Source organism: Burkholderia ubonensis, from assembly GCF_902833085.1.
GTDB classification, from domain to species: Bacteria; Pseudomonadota; Gammaproteobacteria; order Burkholderiales; family Burkholderiaceae; genus Burkholderia; species Burkholderia ubonensis.
The window spans coordinates 441,244-468,228 of the sequence record NZ_CADFEB010000001.1 but is presented as its reverse complement, the minus strand read 5'-3'; the positions used below and the strand labels follow the sequence as shown (position 1 = coordinate 468,228).

The window sequence follows — 26,985 nt, the reverse complement described above, 5'->3', positions numbered from 1 at the left end:
ACGCAGCACCCATACCTATTCGATGACGCCGCGCATCGCACGCGGCGCGACAACATGTTTGGAGACACGTTCATGATCGACGAAGCAGGCCGCATCGCGCGCGGTTCGTTCAGGCTCACGCGGCTCGCCGCCGCGTTCTCGCTGGCCGTCGCGTCGGCCGCGCTGCACGCGGCGCCCGACCCCGCGACGACCATCGCCGCCGACAGCGCGCCGGGCGGCCTCTCGCAGGCCACCGGCGTCGTGCCGGCCGACACGAATTCCGCCAACGTGGTGACGCCGACGCCGTCGTCGGCCTGGAACCAGCTCACGCCGTGGACGCAGTTCCACGGTTATATGCGGGCCGGCATCGGCACGAGCGAAGGCCATTCGCAAGCCTGCTTCCAGTTGCCGGGCGCGCAGAGCAAGTACCGGCTCGGCAACGAATGCCAGGTCTACAGCGAGCTGGAGATCGACCAGACGCTCTACAAGTTCGCGAACGGCATGCAGCTGTCGGCGGTGGGGATGGCGAGCCTCGTGAACGATCTCGACCGCATGCCGACCTTCGACGGCAATCATGGACGCGTGCGCCTGCCGCAGTCATACGTGCAGCTCACCCACTTTCCGGGGCTCGACGACATGCGGATCTGGTTCGGGCGCATCTACTACCGGCGCAACGACGTCCACATGAACGACTTCTACTACTGGAACCCGAGCGGCCTTGGCGCGGGCATCGAGAACGTGCCGATCGGCGGCGGCCTGAAGCTCAGCTATGCGCTGTTCCGCGAGGACTACATCGACCAGCCCAATTACGCGACGCGCCACGACCTGCAGTTGTCCGGCGTGCATCCGAACCCGGGCGGCGAACTGCAGTTCGGGCTGTCGTACCTTCCGGCGCGCGCGCCGGTGTTGAACGCGAACGGCGTGATGCAGGATGCGCACAGCGGCTGGTCGGTCACGGTTCAGCACGTGCAGACCAACCTGCTCGGCGGCAAGAACAAGCTCGCGTTCCAGTACGGCGTCGGCCCGGGCACCGGCCTCGGCTATACGGGCACGCTGACGAACGACAACCGCTACAAGAGCATCCGCGTGCTCGACGCGTTCGACTGGCAGGCGACGCGCGACTTCGGCGGTCAGGTGGTCGGCATCTGGCAGCGCGACATCGCGCCGTCGGGCGGCTCGCAGACCTGGGTGTCGATGGGCGTGCGGCCGGTGTACGCGTTCACGCAGCACGTGAAGCTGCAGGGCGATCTCGGGCATGACCGCGTGACGCCGTCCGGCGGGCCGACGCGCACGCTGCTGAAGGCGAGCGTCGCGCTGACGCTCGCGATGGACCGCTCGTTCTGGTCGCGGCCGGAATTCCGCGTGTTCTACACGTATGCGCGCTGGAACAAGGCGGCGCAGGATGCGGCGGCGCCCGGCGATCCGCTGTCGACGACCGGCATGTTCGGGACGTCGCGCAGCGGCTCGACGGTCGGCGCGCAAGTCGAATGGTGGTGGTGAGCCTGATGAACGAACCTTGCACGACGATCCCGATGGGCACCGATGCGATGCCGTTCTCGCGCATCGTGTTCGGGATGTGGCGCATCGCCGACTGGCGGCTGTCGATCGGCGAGCGCCGCGCGTTGATCGAGGCGGCGCTCGAACTCGGCGTGACGAGCTTCGACCATGCGGACATCTACGGCGACTACACGGCCGAGGGCCTGTTCGGCGACGTGCTCGCGGATGCGCCGCAACTGCGCGAGCGGATGCAGATCGTGACGAAGTGCGGAATCCGGCTCGTGTCCGCACAGCGGCCCGCGCACCGGATCAAGCATTACGATACGCGGGCCGCGCACGTCGTCGCGTCGGTCGAGCAGTCGCTGCGCGCGCTGCGCACCGACCGGCTCGACCTGCTGCTGCTGCATCGTCCCGATCCGCTGATGGATGCCGACGAAGTCGCCGCGACGTTCGCGGCGCTGCGGCGCGACGGCAAGGTGAGGGAATTCGGGATCTCGAACTTTACGCCCGCGCAGGCGGCGCTGCTGCAGGAGCGGATGGCCGGGCACGGGCTGTCGCTCGCGACGAACCAGGTCGAATGCTCGCTGCTGCATCTCGCGCCGCTCGACGACGGCACGTTCGACCAGGCGCAGCGCTGGCGTCGTCCGCCGATGCTGTGGTCGCCGCTCGCGGGCGGGCGGCTGCTGACCGACGCGTCGCCGGCCGCGACGCGGGTGCGCGCCTGCGCCGAACGGATCGGCGGCGCGCTCGGCGCGCCGGCGACGACGGTGCTGTTCGCATGGCTGCTCGCGCTGCCGTGCCGGCCGCTGCCGATCGTCGGGTCGAGCCGGATCGCGGCGCTGCGCGACGCGGTCGCGGCCACACGGCTGCCGCTCGCGCGCGAGCACTGGTTCGAGCTGCTGCACGCGGCGCGCGGCACGGAGGTGCCATGACCGGCGCGCTAGATATGACCGACAGGCGATGACGATCCGGGAGAAACGATGACCGAAGCGACCCTCAACGGCGATCCGGTCGCGCGGTGCGCCGTGCCTGCCGCCGAACCCCGCCTGCTGGCGGACATCGGCGGCACGCATGCGCGCTTCGCGCTGGAGACCGCGCGCGACGGGATCGGCAACGTGCGCGTCTACCGCTGCGGCGACCATGCGGGCGTGGCCGATGCAATGCGTGTGTTCCTGCGCGACGCCGGTTGCGCGCGGGTGCGGCATGCTGCGATCGCGATCGCCAATCCGGTGGACGGCGATCGGGTCAGCATGACGAATCACGACTGGCGCTTCTCGATCGACGCGACGCGCCGCGCGCTCGGCTTCGACACGCTGCACGTGGTCAACGACTTCGCGGCGCTCGCGATGGCCGTGCCGCATTTGCCCGAAAAAGAGCGACGGCAGGTCGGCGGCGGCGATGCGCGACCCGGCGGCACGATCGGCGTGCTCGGCGCCGGAACGGGGCTAGGCGTTGCCGCGCTCGTGCGCACGGGCAACGCGTGGGCGCCGCTGTCCGGGGAGGGCGGGCACGTATCGTTCGCGCCGGCCGATGAACGCGAGGATGCGGTGCTGCGCTACGCGCGCACCCGCTGGCCGCACGTGTCGTTCGAACGGCTCGCGGCGGGGCCCGGCATCGCCGTGATTCATGCGGCGCTCGCCGCGCGCGACGGCTATGCCGACGGCACGATCGAAACCGACACCGCCGCGATCATCGAACGCTCGCTCGCCGGTGATGCGCGCTGCATCGCGACGCTCGATTGCTTCTGCGGCATGCTCGGCACGTTCGCGGGCAACCTGGCGCTGACCCTCGGCGCGACCGGCGGCATCTATATAGGCGGGGGCGTCGTGCCGCGCCTCGGCGCGCGGTTCGACGCGTCGCCGTTTCGCGCCCGCTTCGAGGCGAAGGGCCGCTTCGCCGGCTATCTCGCGAGGATTCCGACCTTCGTGATCACCGCGCCGCATCCGGCCTTCACGGGCGTGTCGCGACTGCTCGCCCGCGCGCTGGGCGAGGCCGGTTGACGCGACGCCGCGCATTGTTCCGAAGATAGGCGCGGCCGTGCAGTGCACAGTGGTTGCCGTCATTCCCGAACGACACGTCGCCGCATCGTCTGCCGTCCGTAGGCATCCTGAAAGAAAGCGGCCGATTTCCGGCACGGGTCATGGAATACGCCGACTGGCGGGCGTCCGTGAACTCATTTAATTTTGAATGCAGTGACGCGGACGCGTCGCGTGTTCCGGAGGGATCATGGCCGCACTCCAGAAGGTCTGGCAGACGCTCGTCGGCAAGCCCCTCGATCCGCTCGATCCACGCACCCGCCATGCGATCGCGGTGACGCCGCTGCTTGCCTGGGTCGGGCTCGGCGCCGACGGCCTGTCGTCGTCGTGCTACGGCCCGGAAGAGGCGTTCCTCGCGCTCGGCCAGCACCACCCGCTCGCGCTGTTCCTCGCGCTCGCGACCGCCGCGACGGTCTTCATCATCGCGCTCGGCTACAACCAGGTGATCGAGCTGTTCCCGACCGGCGGCGGCGGCTACCGCGTCTCGACCGCGCTGCTCGGGCCGAAGCCCGGGCTCGTGTCCGGCGCGGCGCTGCTCGTCGACTACGTGCTGACGGTCGCGACGTCGCTCGCGAGCGGCGTCGACGCGTTCTTCAGCCTGCTGCCGGTCGGCGCGCAGGCGTTCAAGCTCACCACCGAGATCGTCCTCATCGTGCTGATGACGGGGCTCAACTTCCGCGGCATGCGGGAATCGATCATCGTGCTGCTGCCGATCTTCATCGGCTTCGTCGTGCTGCACTTCGGGCTGATCGTATACGGCGTCGCGGTGCACGGCGAGAATCTCGCGTCGATCGTTCCCGACGCGGTGCACGAGGCGCACGGGATGTCGCAGTCGCTCGGCACGTTCGTGATGCTCGCGCTGCTGATGCGCGCGTTCTCGCTCGGCGGCGGCACGTATACGGGCCTCGAGGCGGTGTCGAACAACGTGAACATGCTGGCCGAGCCGCGCGTGCCGAGCGGCAAGGCGACGATGTGGTACATGGCGACGTCGCTCGCGTTTACCGCGGGCGGGATCATCCTGCTGTACATGCTGTGGCACGCGAAGCCGGTCGAAGGGCAGACGCTCAACGCGGTCGTGTTCGGCAGCGTGATCGACAACCTGGGCCTCGGCTCGTCGTTCGCGCGGCACGCGCTGCTCGCGGCCGTGCTCGCGTTCGAGGCGGGGCTGCTGCTGGTCGGCGCGCAGACCGGCTTTCTCGACGGCCCGGCGGTGCTGTCGAACATGGCGTCCGACTCGTGGGTGCCGCGCCATTTCCGCGACCTGTCGACGCGCCTCGTGCGGCAGAACGGGATCATCGTCGTCGGCGTGTCGAGCCTGCTGATCCTGCTGTGGACCCACGGCAGCGTCGACGTGCTCGTCGTGCTGTACAGCATCAACGTGTTCCTGACGTTCAGCATGTCGCTGCTCGGCATGAGCACCTACTGGTGGCGTCAGCGCCGCACGGACCGCGGCTGGTACAAGCATTTCCTGCTGACCGCGCTCGGGCTGGTCGTCACGTCGACGGTGCTCGCGATCACGCTGGTCGAGAAGTTCACCGCCGGCGGCTGGCTGACGGTGCTCGTGACGAGCGCGGTGATCGCGCTGTGCTTCGTGATCAATCGCCACTATGCGGATACGCGCGCGCAGCTCGCGAAGGAGGATGCGCTGTTTTCCGGCGCGCCGCCCGCCGTCGACGAGGCGACGGCGCCGGGCAAGCCCGACCCATCGCAGCCGACCGCGGTGCTGCTGGTCGGCAAGCATCGCGGCGCGAGCATGCATGCGCTGCTGTGGGTGAACCGGCTGTTCCCGGGGCACTTCCGCAACGTGATCTTCCTCGCCGTCGGCGAAGTCGATGCGAAGGCGTACGACGGGCACGAGCATCTCGAACGGTTGCGGCACACGATCACCGAGGCGCTCGACTATTACGTCGCGCACTGCAGGCGCAACGGCATCGCGGCCGACTACCGGATCGGCTTCGGCACGAACCCGGTGCTCGAATTCATGAACCTCGCGTCGGCCACGCTCGACGAGTTTCCGAACAGCGTGTGCTTCGCGAGCAAGCTGATCTTCAAGCGCGTGAATTTCCTGACCGCGTGGCTGCACAACCAGACGCCCGTCGAGCTGCAGGCGCGGCTGCACGTCGAGGGCAAGCAGATGGTGCTGCTGCCGATGAACGTCGGGTAGCGACGCGCACGGAAGACGCTCGCACACGCTTGAAAACGATTCAACATGACGTGGCACGTCAGAACTTGCAAAATTCGAAAACTATTGCCTGTTTTCCCGGAAAGATTTGATAAGATGCGCGCGCTTCGTCGCCATCAACAGAACGACAAATCCTTTCCGAGGGGCTCAATGAAGAACGCAGCATCGTCCGTATTCCATGTCGCGCGCCGTGGCCGCAACGCGCTGTTCGCCGCCGCGCTGCTGTCGCTTTCGTCGCTGGCGAGCGCCGCCGGCGATGAGCCGGGCTCGAAAGACCATCCGCTCCTCACGCGCTTTGCGGGGGCGACCATCAGTGCCTATTCGCAGACGCAGTTCGACGAGGCGTTCCTGCCGAACCAGCCGATCGACGACGAGAAGACCGCCAAGGGCCTGAATCTGGAAGGCAAGGTCACGCGGATCTCGTACTCGATCGGCAGCGACAGGTCGACGCTGGAAGTCGAGCGCAACTATCTCGACGCGCTGCAGAAGGGCGGTTTCCAGATCCTGTTCCGCTGCACGCAGGAACAATGCGGCAAGGGCGGCGGCAGCGATTTCCAGAGCATCGTGATCAATTCGGGCCGCATGCGGCAGGCGGGCGGCGGCGGTGCCAGCTTCGGCGGCAAGCACCGCACGATCCTCGCGAAAATGCCGCGTCCGTCCGGCGATGCGTATGTGTTCCTGCACATCATGGACGATTCGGCATCGAACAAGCGCACGCTCGTTTACGAGGAAGTCGTCGAGGTGAAGCCGATGCAGACCGGGCAGGTCAAGGTGATGGATTCGAGCGCGCTGCAGAAAGGGCTCGCGGCGACCGGCAAGGTCGCGCTGTACGGCATCTACTTCGATACCGACAAGGCGCAGGTCAAGCCCGAATCGAAGCCGCAGCTCGACGAGATGGCGAAGCTGCTGACGGGCAATCCGGCGCTGAAGGTGTACATCGTCGGCCATACCGACAATCAAGGCGCGTTCGCGCGCAACGCCGACCTGTCGCAGAAGCGCGCCGAAGCGGTCGCGCAGGCGCTGGCGTCGACCTATCGCATCGCGCCGGCGCGCCTCGTCGCGAAGGGCGTCGCGTCGCTGTCGCCGGTCGCGTCCAACGGCGACGACGCCGGCCGCGCGCAGAACCGCCGCGTCGAGCTCGTCCAGCAGTAACCGTTCTTCAACCGGGCACCGGCGGCCGCATGTGCCGCCGCGTGTCCTTTCGCCGCTTCGAAACCATGAGACTCCTGATCGCCGCCGCGCTCGCCGGCTTCGCCGTGTCGTCCATCGCCCAGACCGTGTCGCCCGGCATGTGGCACGACGAAACCGCCTATACGTTGAACGGCAAGCCGCTGCCGACCACGCAGGCGCCCGACCAGTGCCTGGCGGAGGCCGACGCGAAGAACATCCGCAAGACGATGGAATACCGGATGAAGCGCGACAACATCCATTGCACGATCACGAACTGGGACTATGCGGGCTCGGCGCTGCAGGTCACGCTGTCGTGCGCGAACGAGCAGGGCCGCGGCACGGCGAAGGTGACCGGCACGGTCACGCCGACGAGCTACGACCTGAAGGGGCAAGGCAGCGGGCAGACCGCGCAGGGCGGCCCGTACACGATGGCGTGGAGCTGGCGCGGCAAGCGCGTCGGCGACTGCCGATAGCGTATCGCGCGCATCTTGCCGGGCGAACGCCCGACGCGCGAGTGAAAGCATCGCTCAGGATTCCGGTATGTCCTGACGTGCAGCCGGCCCTCGGGCGGCGTGCCCGATCACGGGTGATGATGGTGCGTATGCGAGCGATGCGAGCGCCGTGACGATCGGTGCAGCAGCCGCTCGCGAATCCGGTCGCGGCTGCGCCGCTGGAAGACGAACAGCAGCGCGAGCGCCAGGATCACGAGAATCACGAAGATTTGCACGATGCTGTGTTCCATGCCGCCTCCCGCCGGAAGAATCGACGATTCGCATGCGCCGCGCGATTGCGCATCGCCGCGCCGCATCGATGCATCGTCATGCCCGTCCGTGCATCGCGCGCGCCTGCGCTCACGTCAGCATCGGCACCGCTTCGACCAGAAGAATGCCGACCAGCGCGCCGATCGCGGCGCCGATCAGCCGCGGATGCCAGCGCCCCAGATGCAGCCTGATCAGCAGCGCGCCGATCAGGACGACGCCGAGCAACGTGAATGCGACGACAAGAAAGCCGACTTCATAGTCGCTGTTGATGATCGCCATGACCGCCTCCTCGCCCGCTCGTCGCCGTCGCTTTCGGTGCATCGCGGCACGCTTTGCGCTTACCGGGTCATGTTTGCAGTATATGTCGCGAAATGACGCAGATGACCGCCGGGAACAGCGGCTGAGGCGGCGCCGCGCGAATTCCGGTTCGACCCCCGGATACCCGCCGTCGAAGCCGGCGGCAGGCCGCTGCCGCATCGCTGCGGCGGCGGGCCGATTGGCGTAGTCTGTCGGCGAAGGCGGCCGTTCGGCCGCGGTCTCACCGGCCACCGTGCCGCGAGGTTCGATCCGATGCGCATTCCGGTCCGCCTGCTCGGCGTTGCCTGTTTCTGCCTGACGACGTGCGGCGCGCATGCGTCGCCGTCCGCGCCCGACGCGGCCGCGCCCCGGCCGCCGGCAGCCCGCATCGACGACACGCCGCCGACGACGCTCGAGCGCGACGTCCACGAATTCGTGATCCAGCGCGACGGCTCGCTCGAGGAGCACGACGATTCGACGCTGCGCGCGAACGACGCGAACGGCATCGACGCGATCGCGCAGCGCTACGTGTGGTTCGACAAGGACCTCGAGAAGGTCGACCTGCTCGCGGCGCAGACGCTCGATCGCGACGGCGTCGCGCATCCGGTCGGCCCGGACGCGATCCGCGACGTGCAGGAGCCGCGCTCCGCCGGTGCGCCGACGTTCCAGGACGGCGTGCTGCGCACGGTCGTGTTCCCCGGCGTCGAGGCCGGTTCGCGCACGCGCGTCGCGTTCCGCAAGGTGCGGACCAGGCCGCTCAATCCCGGTTATTTCGGTTACTTCGTCGAGCCGTCGCGCGATCCGGTCGACTACCAGCGGCTGGTCTTCGACGTGCCGGCCGACATGCCGCTTTATGCCGATGCGCGCGGCTACGTCGCGTTGCCGCCGGTGACCGCGAACGGCCGCACGCGCTACGTGTTCGAATACCGTCACGGCCCGTATGACCGGATCGAGCTCGGCGCGGTCGGCTATCCGACCGACGGCGACCGTCTGATGGTGTCGACGCTGCCCGACTATGCCGCGTTCGCCGCGCGCTATCGCAACGCGGCGCTGGACCCGAGCGCCGACGATCCCGCGGTCGCGCAGCTTGCACGCGCGCTCACCGCGAACGCGTCCGACCCTCACGACAAGGCGCGCATCCTGTACGACTGGGTGCGGGCGAACGTACGCTACGTCGCGCTGTTTCTCGGCGAGACCGCCGCCGCGCCGCACCGCGTGATCGACATCCTGCGCAACCGCTACGGCGACTGCAAGGATCACGTCGCGCTGTTCGGCGCGCTGCTCGCGGCGGTCGGCATCCGCAGCGAGCCGGTGCTGCTCAACCTCGGGGCCGTCTATACGCTGCCGTCGGTGCCGGGCTACGGCGGCGGCGCGGTCAATCACGCGATCACGTGGCTGCCCGATCTCGGGCTGTACGCCGACACGACCACCGGCGGCATCGCGTTCGGCTACCTGCCGCCGATCGTGATGGACCGGCCGGCGCTGCGCGTCGACACCGGCGTGCTGGCGCGCACGCCCGCGACGCAGCCGCGCACGCGCACCGCGCGCCTCGCGATCGACGCCGCGCGGCTCGACGCGCAGCGCTACCAGTCGTACATCGAGGACGACGGCTGGACCGCCGAACTCGAGCGCAACGTGTTCCGCCGCGCGACGCGCGAGCGCGTGCGGCAGCTCGCCGTCGAGCGTCTGCGGCAAAGCGGGCTGCGCGGCACGGCGGACCTCGTCACGACCGACCTGGCGGCGACCGCCGGGCCGTTCGGCGTGACGATGACGGGCACGCTCGACCACGCCGTCTGGCCGGACGGCACGACCGCGGTGCCGGCGCTGTCGAGCCTGACCGGCGGGATCGCGACGCAGGTGCAGAGCTGGCTCGCGGAGCCGGTGCGCACGCAGGCGTGGACCTGCATCGGCGGGGAGTTCGACGAGACCGCGCAGATCGCGCTGCCGGCGAACGTCGCCGTGACCGACGTGCCGGCCGACACGATGGTGCGGGATCGCTTCGTCGATTTCGCGTCGCACTACGTGTTCGACGCCAACGCGCGCGTCGTGCAGATCACGCGGCGGCTGCGCGCGGATTTCGGCCGGCAGGTGTGCACGCCGGACGATTACGCGGCGATGCGCGCGTCGCTCGAACGGATCGAGCGGGACACGCAGGCGCAGATCGTCGTGCGGGCGAAGGCGCGCTGAGCGTCTGCGCCGCAACGGGCCGGCGCAGACGCTCAGCGCGCGCCGGCATCATGGACGCGCGCCGTCCGCAGGGGCGGTGCGCCGGAGGCGAATCATGACCGAACGAGACTACGAGATTGCCGACCTGTCGAAGGAACTGCTGGGCCGGATCGTGCAGGGCACGCTGGCGGCCGGCGCGACGGTCGATGCGCAGCGCAGCGTGGAGCTGGCCGTGCAGTGTGCGACGGCGTTGATCGACAGGCTGGCCGAACAGACCGGTTGAGCGTGCGGAACGCGTCGCGCGGCGGCGGGCGATGGATGTCGCGCTAGCTGTCCTGGCTTGCGCTGACGCCGGGCTCCCCATCTCCCCGCACCGCGCCCGGCGGCTTTCCGACCACCCGCTTGAACGCGCGGCTGAACGCCGCGAGCGACCCATACCCGAGCCGATACGCAACCGTCTCGATCGGTTCGCGATCGCGCGCGATCCATTGCGCGGCGAGCCGCATCCGCAGCTCGGTCAGGTAGCGCACGGGCGTCATCCCGGTCGCTGCGAGAAACCGCTCGGCGAACACCGAGCGCGACACGCCGGCTTCGGCCGCGAGCTCGGCGACGCTCCAGTTGCGGCCCGGGTCGCGATGCAGCGCGACGATCGCGCGGCCGAGCTTCGGATCGCGCAGCGCCTGCACCCAGCCGGTCGCGGCGCCGCAGCCGCATTCGACCCAGCCGCGCACGATGAACGCGGCCACCACGTCCGCGAGCCGCGCGAGGATGCCCGCGAAGCCCGCGCGCTCGGTGCACGACTCGCGCTCCATCGCGTCGAGCATCGTCCGGAGCTCCGGATAGCGGGCGAGCAGCGTGCCGACCAGCATCACCTCGGGCATCGTCGCGACGAGCGGCTGCATGCCGCCGAGATCGAGCTCCATGCAGCCGCTGAAGATCAGCGCGTCGCCGGCGTCCGCGCCCGCGGCGGCGTGCGTTGCGGCGTCGACCGACGCGACCGTGTCGCAGATTTTCGCGGTTTCGAAGCCGTCGATTTCGCGGCACGGCGCGCCCGGCTCCGACACCAGCGCATGCTCGCCGCCGTGCGGCAGCAGGATCGCGTCGCCGGCTTCGAGCCGGTAGGTTGCGCCGCCCGACGTACGCAGCAGCACCGGCCCGCGCCCGACGAAGTGGAATTGCGCACGGCCGCGCGCGTTGTCGAAGTGCACGCCGAACGGCCGCGCGACCTGGATGCGGCGGTACTGGACGCCGCTCAGGCGCATCCCGAGCAGCAGTTCGCTGACGAGGTCGTGCGCGTCGGGCACGGGTGCGGCGGGCGGGGCGGTGATGTGCGGGTCTGCCATCGGTTTCGGACGATCGATCAATATTCGCGGATTGTATGTCATAGACCGTCCAGCCGTCGTTCCTTACGATACGCGGTCATTGGCACCTTTTTACGGAATGGAACGACGCATGAATCCGATCAACCAGCCCGCCGGCGCGACGGCGGCACCCGGTGAGCCCGCGTGGGGCGCGGTCTTCGCGATGACGCTCGGCGTGTTCGGGCTCGTCACGGCGGAATTCCTGCCCGCGAGCCTGCTCACGCCGATGGCGGAGAGCCTCGGCGTGACGGAAGGCGTCGCCGGCCAGGCGGTCACGGCGACCGCGACGGTCGCGTTCGTGACGAGCCTGCTGACCGCCGCCGCGACCCGCACCATCGACCGGCGGCGCGTGCTGCTCGCGTTCTCGGCGCTGCTGATCGTGTCGAATCTCGCCGTCGCGTTCGCGACCAACCTGACGACGATCCTGATCGGCCGCGTGCTGCTCGGCATCGCGCTCGGCGGCTTCTGGACGATGTCGACCGCGACCGCGATGCGGCTCGTGCCGACCGCGATGGTGCCGCGCGCGCTGTCGGTCATCTTCAGCGGCGTGGCGGTCGCGACGATCGCGGCCGCGCCGCTCGGCAGCTATTTCGGTCACCTGATCGGCTGGCGCAACGTGTTCCTGATCGCGGCTGCGCTCGGCGTCGTCGCGCTCGCGGCGCAGGTCGCGACGCTGCCCGGCATGGCGCCGTCCGGCACGACGCGGCTGCGCACGCTGGTCGACGTGCTGCGGCGGCCGACGGTCGGCCTCGGGATGTTCGCGACGACGCTCGTGTTCACCGGGCATTTCGCGTTCTTCACGTACCTGCGGCCGTTTCTCGAACAGGTCGCGGGCGTCGGCGTGAACGGGCTGTCGGCGATCCTGCTCGGCTACGGCGTCGCGAACTTCGTCGGCACGTCGCTCGCCGGCCGCGTGCTCGAGCACCGGTTGCGGCCGATGCTGGTCGCGATGCCCGCGCTGATGGTCGTGCTCGGCGTCGCGCTGGTTGCGCTCGGCCGCGCGCCGCTCGTCGATGCGGTGCTGGTCGCGTTGTGGGGGATGGCGTTCGGCGGCGTGCCGGTTGCGTGGTCGACGTGGGTCACGCGCACGGTGCCGGATGAGGCGGAGAGCGCGGGCGGGTTGATGGTTGCGGCGGTTCAGCTGGCGATCGCGACCGGTGCGGCGGCGGGCGGCGTGGTGTTCGATGCGAACGGCGCGGCGGGGGTGTTCGTCGGCGCGGCGGTCGTGCTGGCCGTCGCGGTCGCGACGATCGTGACGGGCGTGCCGAAGCGGTTGGGGGCGGGGGCGTAGGGGGCGGTGAGGCAGACAGAGGGGAAACCGAGCCGCGGCTGCGCGTTCTCCGTCCGGGAAACGCGTTGAACGGCTGCCGCTGATTCGGTCTGCAAGGCGTCGGGCCCGGTACTCGCGACGATGCGGAAGCATTCGGTATCGCAGCCTTGGGCGAAGGTCTTGTCATGAGATCAGGGCCGTGCCAGCGTCGCGCCGAGTCGACGGATGAAGTCCTTGAGCTTCGGCAAATCGTCGCGGATTGTCACCAATACCTTGTCGTGATCGGTGTCCCAGAAGCGATGAATCATCCTGTCGCGCATCCTGGCGGCCCCCGTCAGGTTGGCGAGCAGATCGTATTCTCCTGTCGATACGTGCTCGATGCCTTCCGGGTGACGCGAGATCAGGCGCTTGGCGGCTTCGCCGATGATCAGCAGACGGTAGCACGCGGCGTCCTGCTCCTTCTGCCTGAGGCAGGCGAACCCGCGTACCACCAACGTCCCAAGGTGCTGCGCGATGCACTCGACGGAGAACAGGATGTCATGGCAAAGCTCGACGCCCGCCCTCATTCGCTCTCCGGCAGCGGACGGGTCGGCGGACGGAAATTGCGACGCTTCACCGTGGCATCGTAATCTTTGTCCGTGACTACGAATGCCTTCAGTGCGAGCTTCTTCTCGATGTCAGCCATCACGCGGCCTATGTCGAAGAGCGACACGTTTCCGACCGGCTCGAGCAAGAGCGTCACGTCGTAGTCCGGGTCGTCGTAATCCACGATGCGTGGGTTGGTGAAATGGTGCGCCGACACGATCGCGCGGATCGCGGCGGCATGCTGGCGCAAAGATGCGGCTGGATTGGGCATGACCGCTCCCGTCGGTGTTTCGCGATTGAACATTATGTAGCCTTGGGCTTGTTCTGACGATTCGATTCTGGACGCGCTCGGCGGGAGCGACCAGTCCGCCGATCGGCCAGACCGGATTGCCGTCCCGGTCCGCGTGAGCCCTTCCCGGCTCATGCGCACAGCGCCCGGACAGGTGGTTTTCCCGCCGCGTCAGACCGTTCTGTCCCCCCAACTTCCGCACCATTCGCCCGCCACAGGGCAAAATACGGGTTTTCCGCACCCCGCGAGGGGGCCCAGAATCGCGCTCCGGGCGGCGGCCGCGCGCCTTCGCGCGCCCCGCGCCCGCCGCCCAGGCAAGATCGCTCGCCGCGCGCGAGCCCACAGGAGTCCAAGCCACATGCCCGAATCCAACCTGTCCTTCTTCGGCCGGCTGTCGCTAGCCGTCGGCACGTTCTTCTCCGTGCTCGGCAACCGCGAGTTCGCCGCCGGCGTGCTGCGCGTGCGCGACGGCGCGCCCGTCGCCGCGCAACCGGCCCCGGCCGCCGCGCCCGTTGCGACGCCTGCGCCGGCTGCTGCGCCCGTCAAGGCGCCCGCGCCCGAGCTGCGCGAAGCGACCCCGCAGGCCGCGCTGCAACTGCTCGGCCTGCTGCAGCGCGACGCGCGCTTCATCGACTTCGTCGAGGAAGACATCGCCGGCTACGCGGACGCCGACATCGGCGCGGCCGCGCGCCTCGTGCACGACGGCTGCCGCGCCGCGCTGCGCGAGCACTTCACGATCGTGCCGGTGCGCGACGAGGCCGAAGGCAGCCGCGTGACGCTGCCGGCCGGCTTCGACGCCACCGCAGTGCGCTTGACCGGCAACGTCGTCGGCGCGGCGCCGTTCAGCGGCACCGTCAGCCATCGCGGCTGGCGCGTTTCCGACGTGCGCCTGCCGAAGCTGACCGGCAGCCACGACGCATCCGTGATCGCCCCGGCGGAGGTGGAACTGTGAGCGATTCCCGCTATTCGATCGGCATCGACCTCGGTACGACCCACTGCGCGCTGTCGTACGTCGACACGGCGGCAAGCGACGGCGAGACGATCGCGCAGCAGGTGCTGCCGATCGCGCAGCTGACCGCGCCGGGCGCGCTCGAATCGCGCGACCTGCTGCCGTCGTTCCTCTACCTGCCGCATGAAAGCGAACTGACGCAGGGCGACCTGACGCTGCCGTGGACCACGTCGCGCAACTTCGCGGTCGGCGAGATGGCGCGCAGCCGCGGCGCCGGCACGCCGATCCGCCTCGTGTCGAGCGCGAAGAGCTGGCTGTGCCATCCGGGCGTCGACCGCCGCGCGGCGATCCTGCCGAGCGATGCGCCGCCCGAGGTGGCGCGCGTGTCGCCGCTCGAAAGCTCGACCCGCTACCTGACGCACCTGCGCGAAGCGTGGGACCACGCGCATCCGGACGCGCCGTTCGCGGACCAGGACGTGACGGTCACGATTCCCGCGTCGTTCGACCCGGCCGCGCGCGAGCTGACGGCCGAGGCCGCGCGGGCCGCAGGCTACGCGCGGATGACGCTGCTCGAGGAGCCGCAGGCGGCGCTCTACAGCTGGATCCAGAAGAGCGCGGGCGGCTGGCGCAAGCAGGTGCGGGTCGGCGACCTGATCCTGTGCGTCGACGTCGGCGGCGGCACGACCGACCTGTCGCTGATCGCGGTCGTCGAGCGTGACGGCAATCTCGAGCTGCATCGCGTCGCGGTCGGCGAGCACATCCTGCTCGGCGGCGACAACATGGACCTCGCGCTCGCGCACGTCGTCGCGCGCAAGCTCGCGACGCAGGGCACGCAGGCCGATCCGTGGCAACTGCGCGCGCTCACGTATGCGTGCCGCGCCGCGAAGGAGACGCTGCTGTCCGACCCGTCCACCGACGCCGTGCCGCTCGTGGTGCCGAGCCGCGGCTCGAAGCTGATCGGCGGCTCGATCCGCACCGAGCTGACCCGCGCGGAACTCACGCAGACGATCCTCGAAGGCTTCTTCCCGCAGGTCGACGCGGCCGCGCGCCCGATCAGCCGCGCGCGCGTCGGCCTCACGCAGCTCGGCCTGCCGTATGCGCAGGACGCGGGCATCACGCGCCATCTCGCCGCGTTTCTCGGCCGTCAGGTCGCGGCGCTCGACACGCTCGAAGGCGTCGAGCGCGCACTGCCGGCAGGTGCGACGTTCCTGCACCCGACGGCGGTGCTGTTCAACGGCGGCGTGTTCAAGTCGACGCTGCTGACGCAGCGCGTGCTCGATACGCTCAACAGCTGGCTCGGATCGGAAGGCGCGGCACCGGCGCGCCTGCTCGAAGGCGCGGACCTCGACCTCGCGGTCGCGCGCGGCGCCGCGTACTACGGCTACGTGAAGCGCGGCCGTGGCGTGCGGATTCGCGGCGGCACGGCGCGTGCGTATTACGTCGCGATCGAATCGGCGATGCCGGCGGTGCCGGGGCTCGAGCCGCCGGTGCAGGCGCTGTGCGTCGCGCCGTTCGGCATGGAGGAGGGCACCGACGCGGCGCTGCCGCCGCAGGAGTTCGGCCTCGTCGTCGGCGAGCCCGTGCATTTCCGCTTCTTCGGGTCGTCGGTGCGCCGCCAGGATCAGGTCGGCACGCTGCTCGACTACTGGTCGGCGGAGGAGCTGCAGGAACTCGAGGAGATCCAGGCGACGCTGCCGGCCGACGGCCGCACGGTCGGCGAGATCGTGCCCGTGAAGCTGCACGCGCGCGTGACCGAGGCCGGCACGCTCGAGCTCGAGGCGATCCCGAGCGGCACCGACGAGCGCTGGAAGGTCGAGTTCGACGTGCGCGGCGGCGCCTGAGCGCGATGAAGCGTTACACGGTCGGCATCGACCTCGGCACGAGCAACACTGTCGTCGCGTACGTCGAGAACGGATCGGATGCGATCCGCGTGTTCGACGTCGAGCAACTCGTCGGCCCCGGCGAGGTCGGCGCGCAGCCGTTGCTGCCGTCGGTGCGCTATCACCCGGCGGCGGGCGAGCTCGCGCCGGATAGCCTGCGGCTGCCGTGGCAGGCTGCGGCGGCCGATTCGACCAATTCGACCAATGCGGCCGGCGCGCCGCCGGCCGTGATCGGCCGCTATGCGCGTGCGCTCGGCGCGCAGGTGCCGGGCCGGCTCGTCGCCAGCGCGAAAAGCTGGCTGTCGCACGCGTCGGTCGACCGGCTCGCGCCGATCCTGCCGTGGGGCGCGGCCGACGGCGTCGACAAGATATCGCCGGTCGACGCGAGCGCCAGCTATCTCGCGCACGTGCGCGACGCTTGGGACGCGCATTTCCCCGATGCGCCGCTTGACGAGCAGGACGTGATCCTCACGGTGCCCGCGTCGTTCGACGACGGCGCGCGCGCGCTGACGGTCGAGGCCGCGCGTCTCGCAGGGCTGCCCGCGCTGCGCCTGCTCGAAGAGCCGCAGGCCGCGTTCTACGACTGGCTGTACCGCCACCGCGCGTCGCTGCGCGATACGCTCGCCGGCGCCCGGCGCGTGTTGATCTGCGACGTCGGCGGCGGCACGACCGACCTCACGCTGGTCGACGTCGCGCTCGGCGACGACGGCGAGCCCGTGCTCACGCGGATCGGCGTCGGCAATCACCTGATGCTCGGCGGCGACAACATGGACCTCGCGCTCGCGCGGCTCGTCGAGACGCGCCTGACCGAGCCCGGCGCGCGGCTGTCGGCCGCGAGCCTGTCGCAACTCGTCGAGCGCTGCCGCGCGGCCAAGGAACGCCTGCTCGGCGACGATGCGCCCGACGCGGTCACGGTCACGCTGCTCGGCGCGGGCAGCCGCTTGATCGGAGGCGCGCGCTCGGCGGAGCTGACGCGGCAGGAGGTCGAGCAGATCGTCGTCGACGGGTTCTTCCCGCAGGTGACCGCCGACGCGCTGCCGCGCCGCGCACGCAGCGCGATCGTCGAGTTCGGGCTGCCGTACGCGAGCGACGCGGCCGTCACGCGGCACGTCGCCGCGTTTCTCGCGCGGCACGCGGAAGGCCCGCTGCCCGACACGCTGCTGCTCAACGGCGGCGTGTTCCGCGCGGGCGCGCTCGCCGGCCGTCTCGCGCAGACGCTCGGCGCGTGGCGCGGCCAGCCGCTCAACGTATTGCAGAACACTCAGCCGGACATCGCGGTCGCGCGCGGCGCGGTCGCATACGGCCTCGCACGCGCGGGGCACGCGCCGCGCATCGGCGGCGGCTCGCCGCGCAGCTACTTCCTCGTGCTCGACGACGGCGGCGCCGAAGCGCGCGGCGTCTGCCTGCTGCCGCGCGGCACCGAAGAGGGCCACGAGATCCGTCTGGAAGACCGCACGTTCGCGCTGCAGCTTGGGGCACCGGTGCGTTTCCACCTCGTGTCGACGGTTGCCGATACGGCGTACCGTCCCGGCGATCTGGTGACGCTCGGCGACGGCGATTTCGTCCGGCTGCCGCCGATCGCGACGGTCGTCGGGCGGCAGGATGCGCGCGACGCGCGCGAGACGCCCGTGAAGCTCACGGCGTCGCTGACCGAAGTCGGCACGCTCGAAATGCACTGCATCGCGACGGATGACGCGGCGCAGCGCTGGCGCCTCGAATTCCAGTTGCGCGGCGACGCGGCGACGCAAGGCGACGTGGACATGCCGTTGCGGCATCCGCAACTCGATCAGGCGATCGAACTGATCGACCGCTCGTTCGGCGGCCGCTCGGCGGACGTCACGCCGAAGGACACGCGCCGGCTGCGCGCGCAGCTCGAGCAGCTGCTCGGCCCGCGCGACGAATGGGACGTCGCGCTCGCGCGCGAGCTGTTCGACGCGCTGCTCGCGCGGGCGCGCCGTCGGCGGCGTTCGGCCGATCATGAGCGCGCGTGGCTGAACCTCGCCGGCTATTGCGTGCGCCCGGGCTTTGGCCATCCGCTCGACGCGTGGCGCATCGAGCAGCTGTGGCCGTTGTTCGACGACGGCATCCAGTACGTGAACGACGGGCAGGTGTGGTCCGAATGGTGGACGCTGTGGCGGCGCGCGGCGGGCGGGCTCGACGAGGATGCGCAGACGCAGATCCGCGACGCGATTGCGTTTCTCGAACCGACCGACGGCAAACGGCGCAAGCTGCCGTTCGATCCGGCCAAGGTCGGCCCGGCCGACATGACGCGCCTGTCCGCGTCGCTCGAGCGGTTGCCGGTCGAGCGCAAGATCGAGCTTGCCGAGCGGCTGACCGTGCTGCTGCGGAAGCCGTCCGACAGCGCGCTCGGCGCGTGGGCGCTCGGCCGCGTCGGCGCGCGCCAGCCGTTCTACGGCAGCGCGCATGGCGTCGTGCCGCCTGACGTTGCCGGCCGCCTGCTCGATGCGCTGTTCGCGCTCGACTGGAAGCAGGTCGAGCCGGCCGCGTTCGCGGCCGCGCAGATCGCGCGGATGACGGGCGACCGCTCGCGCGACCTGCCGCCCGACGTGCGCGACGCGGTGATCCGGCGGCTCGCGGCGGCGAACGCATCGGCGAAGTGGGTCGACATGGTGCGCGAGGTGGTCGCGTTCGATGTCGACGATACGGTGCGCGTGTTCGGCGAGTCGTTGCCGGCGGGGTTGAAGTTGATCGGGGAGTGAGGGGGCTAGGGTGCCGTGCGAATCCGTTGAAGCCACGACAACGCACGATCGCCGGCCGGTCGGCAGCGCACGCCGACCCTCGACTTCAACGAAGCTTCACCCCTGCCGCCGCGCCAGATGAATCCCCGCCAGCATGCAGCGCACCGAGCCGCCGGCCAGCTCGATCGTCGGCACGTCGAGCGGCAGCAATTGCGCCGAGCGTTCGATCAGCCGGCGCTGGTGCGGCGTCAGGCAATCGAACGCGCGCCGCGACAGCGCGAGCACACGAGCGTCGCGTCCGGACAGTTCGAGCGCATTGCCGGCGAAGTTCGCGATCTGCGACGGTTCGAGCGCGACCACCGTGCGGCCCGTCTCGGCCAGCCGGCACCGAATCTCGTCGCGTCGTTTCGGATCGCTGATCAGATCGAGGCCGATCAGCGCGAACTCGGTTGCAACGCTCATCATCACGTTCGTGTGATAGATCGGCCGTCCATCCGCGTCGGCCGTGTCGAAGCAGATCGGCTCGAAGTTGAAGTGCGTGCAGAAGCGTTCGAGCGCGACCGGATCGGCGCGGCGCGAGCGCGCGGTGTACGCGATGCGCGCGACGTGGTCGAGCACCATCGCGCCGGTGCCTTCGAGGAACACGTCGTCGTATTCGAGGCCCGAGTAGTCGATCACGTCCTGCACGCGGTATTCCGTCTTCAGCATCTCGATCACGTCCGCGCGCCGCTCGCGGCGGCGGTTCGGGCACGTCATCGGATACAGCGCGACGTGGCCGCCCGGATGCGTCGAGAACCAGTTGTTCGGGAACACGGAATCCGGCGTGTCGTGCTCGCCGTGGTCGTCGAACATGTGCACGCGCACGCCGGCGTCGGCGAGCCGCTGCGCGGCGGCGCTGACTTCGTCGCGCGCGGCGGCGGACACCGCGCGCTCGCCGCCTGCGCCGCCGCTGCGCTGGAACGCGTTGTCGGCGGAGGTTTGCGGGTTCGGCTGGAAATGGTGCGGCCGGATCATCACGACGGCGGCCGGCGCCTGAATCGATACGAGTTTCATCGCAAGCGGGGGGAGAGGCAAAGGGCGGTGCGGCGTGCGGGCCGCACCGGCTCGGGTCAGCGCGCGAACGCGGCGACGGCGTCGGCGACGAAGGCCGCGTGGCGCTGCGCGAGCGCGGACGGCTCGTCGATCAGCGCGAACAGGTTCTTCGGATCGACGGCCGGCGGGATCAGCGCGATCTCGACGCCTGCGTCGTGCTGCTGCGCGAGCGAATGCAGGTAGCGCAGCGCGGAATAGTCCTCCAGCGCGAAGCCGACCGAGTCGAACACGGTGATCCGATCGGCACTGTCGCGGCCAGCGGCCTCGCCTTGCAGCACGCGCCACAGCTCGGTCACCGGGAAATCCGCCGGCAGCTGCTGGATGTCGCCCTCGATACGCGACTGCGGCTCGAACTCGACGAACACGCGTCCCGCGCGCAGCACGTCCGCATGCAGCTCGGTCTTGCCCGGGCAATCGCCGCCGACCGCGTTCAGGTGCATGCCCGCTTCGATCATGTCGGGGGTGATGATCGTCGCGTATGCCTTGTCGGCGGTGACGGTCGTCACGATGTCCGCGCCGCGCACGGCGTCGGCGGTCGATGCGGCGCGCACGACGCGCAGCGCCGGATACGCGGCGAGGTTCTGCACGAGCTTGTCGGTCGCGTGCGGATCGACGTCGAACACACGGATCTCGTCGATGCCGAGCAGCGTATGGAACGCGATTGCCTGGAACTCGCTCTGCGCGCCGTTGCCGATCAGCGCCATCGTGCGCGCGTCCGGCCGCGCGAGCGCCTTCGCGGCCAGCACCGACGTCGCGGCGGTGCGCAGCGCGGTCGTCAGCGTGAGCTCGGCAAGCAGCAGCGGGTAGCCCGTATCGACCTCGGCGAGCGCGCCGAACGCCATCACCGTGTGCATCCCGCGCGCCGCGTTGACGGGATGGCCGTTCACGTACTTGAACGCGAACAGCGACGCGTTGGCGACCGGCATCAGCTCGATCACACCGTCGCGCGAATGGCAGGCGACGCGCGGCGACTTGTCGAAGTCGGCCCAGCGCAGGAAGTCGGCGTGCAGCGTGTCGACGAGTTCGCCGAGGAAGCGCGTGACGCCGGTTCGGGCGATCAGCCGGGCGGTGGTGGGGACGTCGAGGAAGCGGGTCATGGGTCTGTCTCCTTGAATGATCTGGACGCGGCACGGCGGGCCGCTCGATGAAGACATTATTTCCGGGAGGCCAGCCAACAAAAAGCCAGCAAAAGTAGCAAATTCACCGTTAGACTCGACAAAATGCCAGCCTTATAAAGCAATCTGACCGGTTCCCGCTGGTCAAGCGGGGCGCGGCGCGGCAGGCTTGCGGCTGGATCACATCTGGAACGAAAGGCACACCCGATGATTACGCTGGACGACGTCGACCGTCAGCTCATTGCGCTCTTGCGCGACAACGCGCGGCTGTCCGTGGTCGCGCTCGCGAAGCAGTTGCGCGTCGCGCGCGCGACCGTGCAGAACCGGCTGATGCGGCTGGAGAAGCACGGCGTGATCGTCGGCTACACGGTGCGGCTGAAGCCCGCCGCCGAACGGCACCGGATCCGCGCGCTGATGTCGATCGCGGTGCAGGGCAACCGCGCGGCGGAAGTGATCAAGGTGCTGCGCGGGCATCCGAACGTCGCGACGATTCATAGCACCAATGGGCGCTGGGATCTGATCGCGGAGCTGCACGCGGATTCGCTCGAGCACTTCGATCGCGTGCTCGGGGCGATCCGGCTGATCGACGGGATCGCCAATTCGGAGACGAGCATCCTGCTGTCGACGCACAAGGCGTGACGCGCGCCCGTCAACCGAATTCGTCGACCCGCGCACGCCACGCGCTTTGCGCGAACGATTCCGTCAGGAAGTCGATGAACGCGCGCACCTTCGGCGGCGTGAGCCGAGCGTGCGCGTAGTACACATGGATCGTGCCGCCCATCGCCGGATACTGCGTGAGCACCCGCACGAGCCGGCCGTCGTCGAGATACGGCAGCACGTGATGCGCGCCGAGCCGCGCGAGCCCCATGCCGGCCACGGCGGCGTCGCAGATCGCGTCGAGGTCGGTCAGCACGACGCGCCCGTCGACCGGCGCCGTCACCGTCTCGTGGTCCACCGTGAACGCCCATTCGCGGATCCGGCCCGTCGTCGCGGAGCGCAGGCGGATGCAATCGTGGTGCGCCAGCTCCGCGAGCGTGGCGGGCGCGCCGTGCTTCGCCAGGTACGCGGGCGACGCGACGATCAGCGGCCGGATCGGCGCCAGTTCGCGCGCGACGACGTTCGCGTCGTCCTCGACGCCGGAGCCGATCGCGGCGTCGAAACCTTCCTTGACCAGATCCACATGGCGGTTCTCGAAGCTCCAGTCGAGCCGGATGCCCGGATGGCGTTCGAGAAACGCCGGCATCAGCGGCAGCACGTACTGCCTTCCGAACCCCGGCGCGACGCTCACGCGCAGCGTGCCCGCGGGATGCGCATCGCGCTCGGTCAGCGTTGCCATCGCCCGGCTCAGCGCGCGCGCGGCCGACGACGTTTCCGCATACAGGCGCTCGCCGGCTTCCGTCAGCGCGAGGCTGCGCGTCGTACGATGGAACAGCCGCGTGCCGAGATCGCGCTCCAGCTTCGCGACGTGCTTGCTGACGGCCGCGGGCGTCACACCCAACCGGCCCGCCGCCGCGGAAAAGCTGCCGGCCTCGACGGTGCGCAGGAAGCTTTCGAGCGCGCGCAGGTCGTCCATGGCGATTCGATCCAGATCGTTGAAATTGATTCGATGGATTATGGACTACTCGGCATGAATCGGGGTGGCTAGGATGAGGTTCATCGCTCCGTGTCCTGGCCGACCGGCGCGCCCCTCTTTGGCTATCAGGAGACACATCATGTCCAGCACCATCCTCGTGACCGGCGCGACCGGCACGATCGGCCGCGAACTCGTCACGCAACTGAAGGCGGCCGGCGCGCACGTGATCGCCGGTTCGGCGAGCGGCAAGGCGGTCGAAGGCGTCGAAACCCGCCATGCCGATTTCGCCGACCCGGCAAGTCTGGCGACCGCGTTCCGCGGCGTCGACACGCTGTTCCTGCTGCTGCCGCTGCAGGCCGACATGGTGACGCTCGCCGGTAATGCGGTCGCCGCGGCCAGGGCGGCCGGGGTCCGGCACATCGTCCGCTCGTCGGGCGCGGGCGCCGATCCGGACGCGCCGTTCGCGATCGGGCGCGTGCAGGGCGAGATCGACCGGCTCGTGACGGGATCGGGCGTCGCATACACGATCACCCGGCCGAACTGCTTCATGCAGAATTTCGTGACCTTCTACGCTGACATGATCCGAGCGGGCGCACTGTACCTGCCGCAGGGCGACGGCAAGGTGTCGTTCGTCGACGTGCGCGACATCGCCGCCGTCAACGCGGCGATCCTGCTGCGCCCGGACCAACATGCGGGCAGGACTTACGACGTGACCGGCGGCGCAGCGCTGTCGAATGCCGACGTGACCGCGCGCATCGGCGCGGCGCTCGGGCGCAAGATCGACTATGTGCCGGTGTCGGATGATGCGGCGATCGCGTCGATGCGCGACGCGGGCGTGGACGCGTGGTCGATCGACGTGCTGATGAGCCTGAGCCGGCTGATCGCGGCGGGTCACGCGGCGGCCGTCAGCCATGACGTGCGGACGCTGCTCGGGCGGGCGCCGATTGCGTTCGAGCGGTTCGTCGAGGATTACGTCGGGAACTGGCGGTGAGCGAAAGCTGACGTCGAACGGCAGGCTTTGCGCGTCCCGTCATGGCGGCCAAACGCACGCACAGCGAGGTCCATGCTGGTGATGCACGACTCGCGGCGGGAACTGCTGCGGTAAAGGTCGCTGACGCGCATCGGCCCGACGGACCGGAAGGCCCCGCGCAGTACGTGCAATCGCACCGAATGCATCTTGCGATGGCCGTGCCCCTTGTCGCCGAAGCCCGCCGTCACAGGAACTGCCCGACCGGCAGGTCGAGGTCGATGGTGGCATGGTCGAGCGTCGTCGCGGCTGCAGCGGCTCTTGCCGAGAATAGACGCATCAGCACGACCTTGCCCAAGGTGTCGCTGCGCAACGCCCCCTCGTCGCGGCTGCCGATCACGACCACGTTGCGCGCGACCTCCCATTTGCCGGCCCGGGCATAAAAGTGCGCAAGGTGCGGATCACAGGTGAAGAGGCCAATATCGAGATTGCTTCGCTCCATGCAGCGAGTGGCGGCGGCAACCGTCCGCAGTCCAAGGCCACGGCCCTGCCAGACCGGATCGGTCATGACGCAGCTCAAACCAGCGATCTCGAAAGTCGCGCCGGCGTGCATGATCGTCTTTCGCGCCGCTGCGGCATAGCTGACGACGCGGTCAGCAACGCGGATGTAGAACGACAGGCAGTCGAACGACGGATCGTGTAGCAGCACATCCGCAGGCGCACCGCTTGATTCGGGCTCCGGATAGACGCGGCATTGCAGCTCGGCGAAGGCATGCCGCAAGGCGTCAGAGGCCCATCCGTAGCGTATTGCCTCGACCATATCGGGCTCTGGTGAAGGTGGTAACGTCATCACACTCGTCCTTCTGTTTGTTTTGCATCCGTGGAATCGCAATGCAGGGTCACGCTCAGGCCGTCGGGCGATCGCGCGTCATGGCGGGATCGGGTTGGCCCGCGACACGTTGCGTGCGCGGAAACGTCAGCACCACCGCGAACCCGCCCGCATCCGGAAAAGTGAACCCGACGCTGCCGCCATGCGCTTTCATCACTTCCTGCACGATCGCGAGACCGAGCCCCGAACCCGTGCGCCGTTCGCTGCCGTCCGGCGCGATCCGCACGAACGGCTGCAATGCCGCGTCCCAGTGTTCGCGCGGGATGCCGTTGCCGTTGTCGGTGACGGTCAGCGTGACTGCGTCGCCGACGATTGCGACCGACACCGCGATGTCGTCCGCATGCCCATGCAGCAACGCGTTGTGCAGCACGTTCGACAGCGCCTCCTGCAGGCTGATCGCGTCGCCGTCGATCCACGCCTGCGGCGCGTCGCTGTCGAATGCGACCGCCACGTCGCGCGCGTCGGCGAGCGGGATCGTGCGCCCGAGCACTTCCTTCGCAATCCCGACCAGTTCGACTGGTTGCAGCGGAACGACTTCGGTGCGATGGATCACCATCGCGTGATTCAGCAGTTGCCCGGTGAGCCGGCCGACGTCCGCGCAGGTCGCGCGCAGCGCGTCGAGCCGCGCCGCGTGGCGCGCCGGATCGGCTTCGCTGCCGAGCAGCTCGATCTGCGCGTCGAGCCGCGCGAGCGGCGTGCGCATCTGGTGCGCGGCGTCGGCGATGAAGCGCTGCATCGCCGCGATCCGCTCCGCGAGACGGCGCATCAGCCCGTTGATCGCGCCGATGATCGCGTCGATCTCGCTCGGCGTGTCGACGGCCAGCGGCCGCAGGTCGGCGGGATCGCGCGCGGCGATGATCGTCTCGATCTGCGCGAGCGGCCGCAGGCCGCGCCGGATCGCGAGGCCGCTCGCGCCGATCGCGAGCACGCTCATCAGCAGGATCAGCGTCCACACCTTGAAGCTCATGTCGTTCGTCAGCTGCTGGCGCGCGTTCGTCGTCTGCGCGACGGTGACGAGCGCCCAGCCGGGCGTGCGCTCCTCGGGCATGTAGCGCGCGATGGTCGCCATCCGGATGCGCTGGCGCTGGTAGGCGCCGTTCGCGAACGCGGGGCCCTGCTGCGCGGCGGCGAGGGTCGCGGGGCTCGCGAGATCGTTGTAGCCGGCCACGACGACGCCGCGCGAATCGACGACCTTGTAGTAGACGAGGTCGTAGCGCGACAGCGTCGACAGCGCGGCGACCGGCGGGTTCAGCGCGAGCACGCCGCCCTGCACGTAGAGGTTCTCCGCGACCTGGATCGCGGCGCCGGCGAGCAGCTGGTCGTAGGCGCGCTCGGCGGCGACGCCCGCGTAGTAGCGCGCGATCGCGGCCAGCGCGAGCGCGCCCGACGCGACGACGAGCGCGATGAACAGCAGCGTGCGCCCGAACAGCGTCTTCGGAAACCAGTCAATGCGCGGCAATCTGATACCCCATCCCGCGCGCGGTGCGGATCTCGACCGAGCTGCCCTGCAGCTTCCGGCGCACGCGCGTCACGTATTGCTCGACCGCGTTCGCGCTCGGCTCGTTGCCGAAGCTGAACAGCTGGTTCAGCAATTCTTCCTTCGAAAAGATTCGCTGCGGCCGGCTCGCGAGAATCTCGAGCAGCGCGAACTCCTGGCGCGACAGCGACAGCGGCCGGCCGTCGAGTTCGGCGAGGCGGCTGCTGCGATCGATCGTGAGGCCGCCGAGCGTCAGCACGTCGTTCGCGTGGCCGCTGTTGCGGCGCAGGAGCGCCTGCACGCGCGCGTCCAGTTCGCGGTAGTCGAACGGCTTCACGAGGTAGTCGTCCGCGCCGAGCCCGAGGCCGCTCACGCGGTCGTCGATCGCGGAGCGCGCGGTGACGAGCAGCACCGGCGTCGTGCTGCCCGACGCGCGCAGGTGGCGCAGGATCGCGAAGCCGTCCATCGAGGGCAGCATCACGTCGAGCACGACGAGATCGAAACGCTCGACGCGCAGCAGGCTGTTGGCCGTCGCGCCGTCGGTTTCGAGGTCCACCGCGTGGCCGAGCCGCGTCAGGCGGCTGCGGATCGCCGCGCCGATTTCCGCGTCGTCTTCCGCGACGAGAATGCGCATGTTGCCGTCCTGCTTCGATTCGGTTGGGTTAGGGGTTTCCCCGGGGGCGGGATGTCAGCATTTTCTCAGACTCGCTCGATAACCTGTGCAGCAGCCGGGGATCGCAGAGACGGCATT

The 26,985-nt window shown here is 69.6% G+C and carries 24 protein-coding genes and 1 pseudogene; 14 read left to right on the top strand and 11 right to left on the bottom strand.

Going from position 1 to position 26,985, the window contains the following annotated elements; translation table 11 throughout:
- Positions 1 to 72: 72 nt before the first annotated feature.
- The 6 genes and pseudogenes from HWX31_RS02005 to HWX31_RS01980 all read left to right on the top strand — a co-directional run bounded on the left by HWX31_RS02005 (position 73) and on the right by HWX31_RS01980 (position 7,337).
- A complete protein-coding gene (locus tag HWX31_RS02005) occupies positions 73 to 1,479 on the top strand; it encodes a maltoporin (protein ID WP_174963659.1) in 1,407 nt (468 codons plus the stop codon).
- 5 nt (positions 1,480 to 1,484) lie between these two features.
- A complete protein-coding gene (locus tag HWX31_RS02000; protein WP_244143616.1) occupies positions 1,485 to 2,408 on the top strand; it encodes an aldo/keto reductase in 924 nt (307 codons plus the stop codon).
- A gap of 48 nt (positions 2,409 to 2,456) precedes the next feature.
- Positions 2,457 to 3,461: pseudogene (locus HWX31_RS01995) on the top strand (glucokinase); the annotation flags it as partial.
- A gap of 241 nt (positions 3,462 to 3,702) precedes the next feature.
- Positions 3,703 to 5,676: an APC family permease gene (locus HWX31_RS01990; RefSeq protein WP_174963656.1), complete on the top strand. Its 1,974-nt coding sequence runs from the start codon at positions 3,703 to 3,705 to the stop codon at positions 5,674 to 5,676.
- A gap of 168 nt (positions 5,677 to 5,844) precedes the next feature.
- A complete protein-coding gene (locus HWX31_RS01985; protein WP_174963655.1) occupies positions 5,845 to 6,846 on the top strand; it encodes an OmpA family protein in 1,002 nt (333 codons plus the stop codon).
- Between the two features lie 65 nt (positions 6,847 to 6,911).
- The gene (locus tag HWX31_RS01980) at positions 6,912 to 7,337 is read left to right on the top strand and encodes a DUF3617 domain-containing protein (RefSeq protein ID WP_174963654.1); all 426 of its coding nucleotides are present in this window, start codon (positions 6,912 to 6,914) and stop codon (positions 7,335 to 7,337) included.
- A gap of 107 nt (positions 7,338 to 7,444) precedes the next feature.
- Here the strand turns inward: HWX31_RS01980 and HWX31_RS01975 are convergent, their stop codons facing one another.
- Both HWX31_RS01975 and HWX31_RS01970 read right to left on the bottom strand, forming a co-directional pair.
- Positions 7,445 to 7,606, bottom strand: a complete 162-nt coding sequence (locus HWX31_RS01975) for a hypothetical protein (protein ID WP_174963653.1) — start codon at positions 7,604 to 7,606, stop codon at positions 7,445 to 7,447.
- Between the two features lie 109 nt (positions 7,607 to 7,715).
- Complete coding sequence (locus HWX31_RS01970) at positions 7,716 to 7,904, bottom strand: hypothetical protein (RefSeq protein WP_174963651.1); 189 nt, start codon at positions 7,902 to 7,904, stop codon at positions 7,716 to 7,718.
- Between the two features lie 291 nt (positions 7,905 to 8,195).
- Here HWX31_RS01970 and HWX31_RS01965 point away from each other — a divergent pair, with 291 nt between their 5' ends.
- Positions 8,196 to 10,109 carry a transglutaminase family protein gene (locus HWX31_RS01965; protein ID WP_174963649.1) on the top strand — a complete coding sequence of 638 codons (1,914 nt, stop codon included), beginning with the start codon at positions 8,196 to 8,198 and terminating at the stop codon, positions 10,107 to 10,109.
- A 94-nt stretch (positions 10,110 to 10,203) separates the two neighbouring features.
- Positions 10,204 to 10,371, top strand: a complete 168-nt coding sequence (locus HWX31_RS01960) for a hypothetical protein (protein ID WP_174963647.1) — start codon at positions 10,204 to 10,206, stop codon at positions 10,369 to 10,371.
- Positions 10,372 to 10,414: 43 nt separating this feature from the next.
- Here the strand turns inward: HWX31_RS01960 and HWX31_RS01955 are convergent, their stop codons facing one another.
- The gene (locus HWX31_RS01955) at positions 10,415 to 11,473 is read right to left on the bottom strand and encodes an AraC family transcriptional regulator (protein ID WP_174963645.1); all 1,059 of its coding nucleotides are present in this window, start codon (positions 11,471 to 11,473) and stop codon (positions 10,415 to 10,417) included.
- 67 nt (positions 11,474 to 11,540) lie between these two features.
- Here HWX31_RS01955 and HWX31_RS01950 point away from each other — a divergent pair, with 67 nt between their 5' ends.
- Positions 11,541 to 12,740: an MFS transporter gene (locus tag HWX31_RS01950; protein ID WP_174963643.1), complete on the top strand. Its 1,200-nt coding sequence runs from the start codon at positions 11,541 to 11,543 to the stop codon at positions 12,738 to 12,740.
- A gap of 170 nt (positions 12,741 to 12,910) precedes the next feature.
- Here HWX31_RS01950 and HWX31_RS01945 read toward each other — a convergent pair whose 3' ends face one another.
- Together HWX31_RS01945 and HWX31_RS01940 are read right to left on the bottom strand one after the other, a co-directional pair.
- Positions 12,911 to 13,285: a HepT-like ribonuclease domain-containing protein gene (locus tag HWX31_RS01945; RefSeq protein ID WP_174963641.1), complete on the bottom strand. Its 375-nt coding sequence runs from the start codon at positions 13,283 to 13,285 to the stop codon at positions 12,911 to 12,913.
- Positions 13,282 to 13,608, bottom strand: a complete 327-nt coding sequence (locus HWX31_RS01940) for a hypothetical protein (RefSeq protein ID WP_244143615.1) — start codon at positions 13,606 to 13,608, stop codon at positions 13,282 to 13,284. Before HWX31_RS01940 ends, HWX31_RS01945 begins: the two co-directional genes overlap by 4 nt.
- Before the next feature lie 343 nt (positions 13,609 to 13,951).
- Between HWX31_RS01940 and HWX31_RS01935 the strand changes: the two genes are divergently transcribed.
- Genes HWX31_RS01935 through HWX31_RS01925 form a run of 3 tightly spaced genes read left to right on the top strand, consistent with a single transcriptional unit; the run spans position 13,952 to position 19,142 of the window.
- Entirely contained in the window at positions 13,952 to 14,545 is a 594-nt protein-coding gene (locus HWX31_RS01935; RefSeq protein ID WP_174963639.1) for a DUF2760 domain-containing protein, read from the top strand.
- Positions 14,542 to 16,383: an Hsp70 family protein gene (locus HWX31_RS01930; RefSeq protein WP_174963638.1), complete on the top strand. Its 1,842-nt coding sequence runs from the start codon at positions 14,542 to 14,544 to the stop codon at positions 16,381 to 16,383. Before HWX31_RS01935 ends, HWX31_RS01930 begins: the two co-directional genes overlap by 4 nt.
- A 5-nt stretch (positions 16,384 to 16,388) precedes the next feature.
- A complete protein-coding gene (locus tag HWX31_RS01925) occupies positions 16,389 to 19,142 on the top strand; it encodes an Hsp70 family protein (RefSeq protein ID WP_174963635.1) in 2,754 nt (917 codons plus the stop codon).
- A gap of 96 nt (positions 19,143 to 19,238) precedes the next feature.
- On the opposite strand, the gene ctlX is transcribed toward HWX31_RS01925, so the two are convergent.
- The gene (ctlX, locus tag HWX31_RS01920) at positions 19,239 to 20,174 is read right to left on the bottom strand and encodes a citrulline utilization hydrolase CtlX (RefSeq protein ID WP_174963633.1); all 936 of its coding nucleotides are present in this window, start codon (positions 20,172 to 20,174) and stop codon (positions 19,239 to 19,241) included.
- A 56-nt stretch (positions 20,175 to 20,230) separates the two neighbouring features.
- On the bottom strand, positions 20,231 to 21,310 hold the full coding sequence (locus HWX31_RS01915; RefSeq protein ID WP_174963631.1) for an ornithine cyclodeaminase: 1,080 nt from the start codon (positions 21,308 to 21,310) through the stop codon (positions 20,231 to 20,233).
- A gap of 225 nt (positions 21,311 to 21,535) precedes the next feature.
- Here HWX31_RS01915 and HWX31_RS01910 point away from each other — a divergent pair, with 225 nt between their 5' ends.
- Complete coding sequence (locus tag HWX31_RS01910; protein WP_174963629.1) at positions 21,536 to 21,967, top strand: Lrp/AsnC family transcriptional regulator; 432 nt, start codon at positions 21,536 to 21,538, stop codon at positions 21,965 to 21,967.
- Between the two features lie 10 nt (positions 21,968 to 21,977).
- Here HWX31_RS01910 and HWX31_RS01905 read toward each other — a convergent pair whose 3' ends face one another.
- Positions 21,978 to 22,901: a LysR family transcriptional regulator gene (locus HWX31_RS01905; protein WP_174963626.1), complete on the bottom strand. Its 924-nt coding sequence runs from the start codon at positions 22,899 to 22,901 to the stop codon at positions 21,978 to 21,980.
- Positions 22,902 to 23,040: 139 nt separating this feature from the next.
- Between HWX31_RS01905 and HWX31_RS01900 the strand changes: the two genes are divergently transcribed.
- Positions 23,041 to 23,892, top strand: a complete 852-nt coding sequence (locus tag HWX31_RS01900) for an SDR family oxidoreductase (RefSeq protein ID WP_174963624.1) — start codon at positions 23,041 to 23,043, stop codon at positions 23,890 to 23,892.
- Positions 23,893 to 24,115: 223 nt separating this feature from the next.
- Here the strand turns inward: HWX31_RS01900 and HWX31_RS01895 are convergent, their stop codons facing one another.
- From HWX31_RS01895 to HWX31_RS01885, 3 genes are read right to left on the bottom strand one after another with little or no spacing between them, the layout of a single operon-like run.
- On the bottom strand, positions 24,116 to 24,718 hold the full coding sequence (locus tag HWX31_RS01895) for a GNAT family N-acetyltransferase (RefSeq protein WP_244143614.1): 603 nt from the start codon (positions 24,716 to 24,718) through the stop codon (positions 24,116 to 24,118).
- 55 nt (positions 24,719 to 24,773) lie between these two features.
- Positions 24,774 to 26,216 (bottom strand): sensor histidine kinase, encoded by a 1,443-nt coding sequence (locus tag HWX31_RS01890; protein WP_174963622.1) that lies wholly within the window; start codon positions 26,214 to 26,216, stop codon positions 24,774 to 24,776.
- Positions 26,203 to 26,868, bottom strand: a complete 666-nt coding sequence (locus tag HWX31_RS01885; protein WP_174963620.1) for a response regulator transcription factor — start codon at positions 26,866 to 26,868, stop codon at positions 26,203 to 26,205. The genes HWX31_RS01890 and HWX31_RS01885 overlap by 14 nt, the downstream gene beginning before the upstream one ends.
- Positions 26,869 to 26,985: the final 117 nt, after the last annotated feature.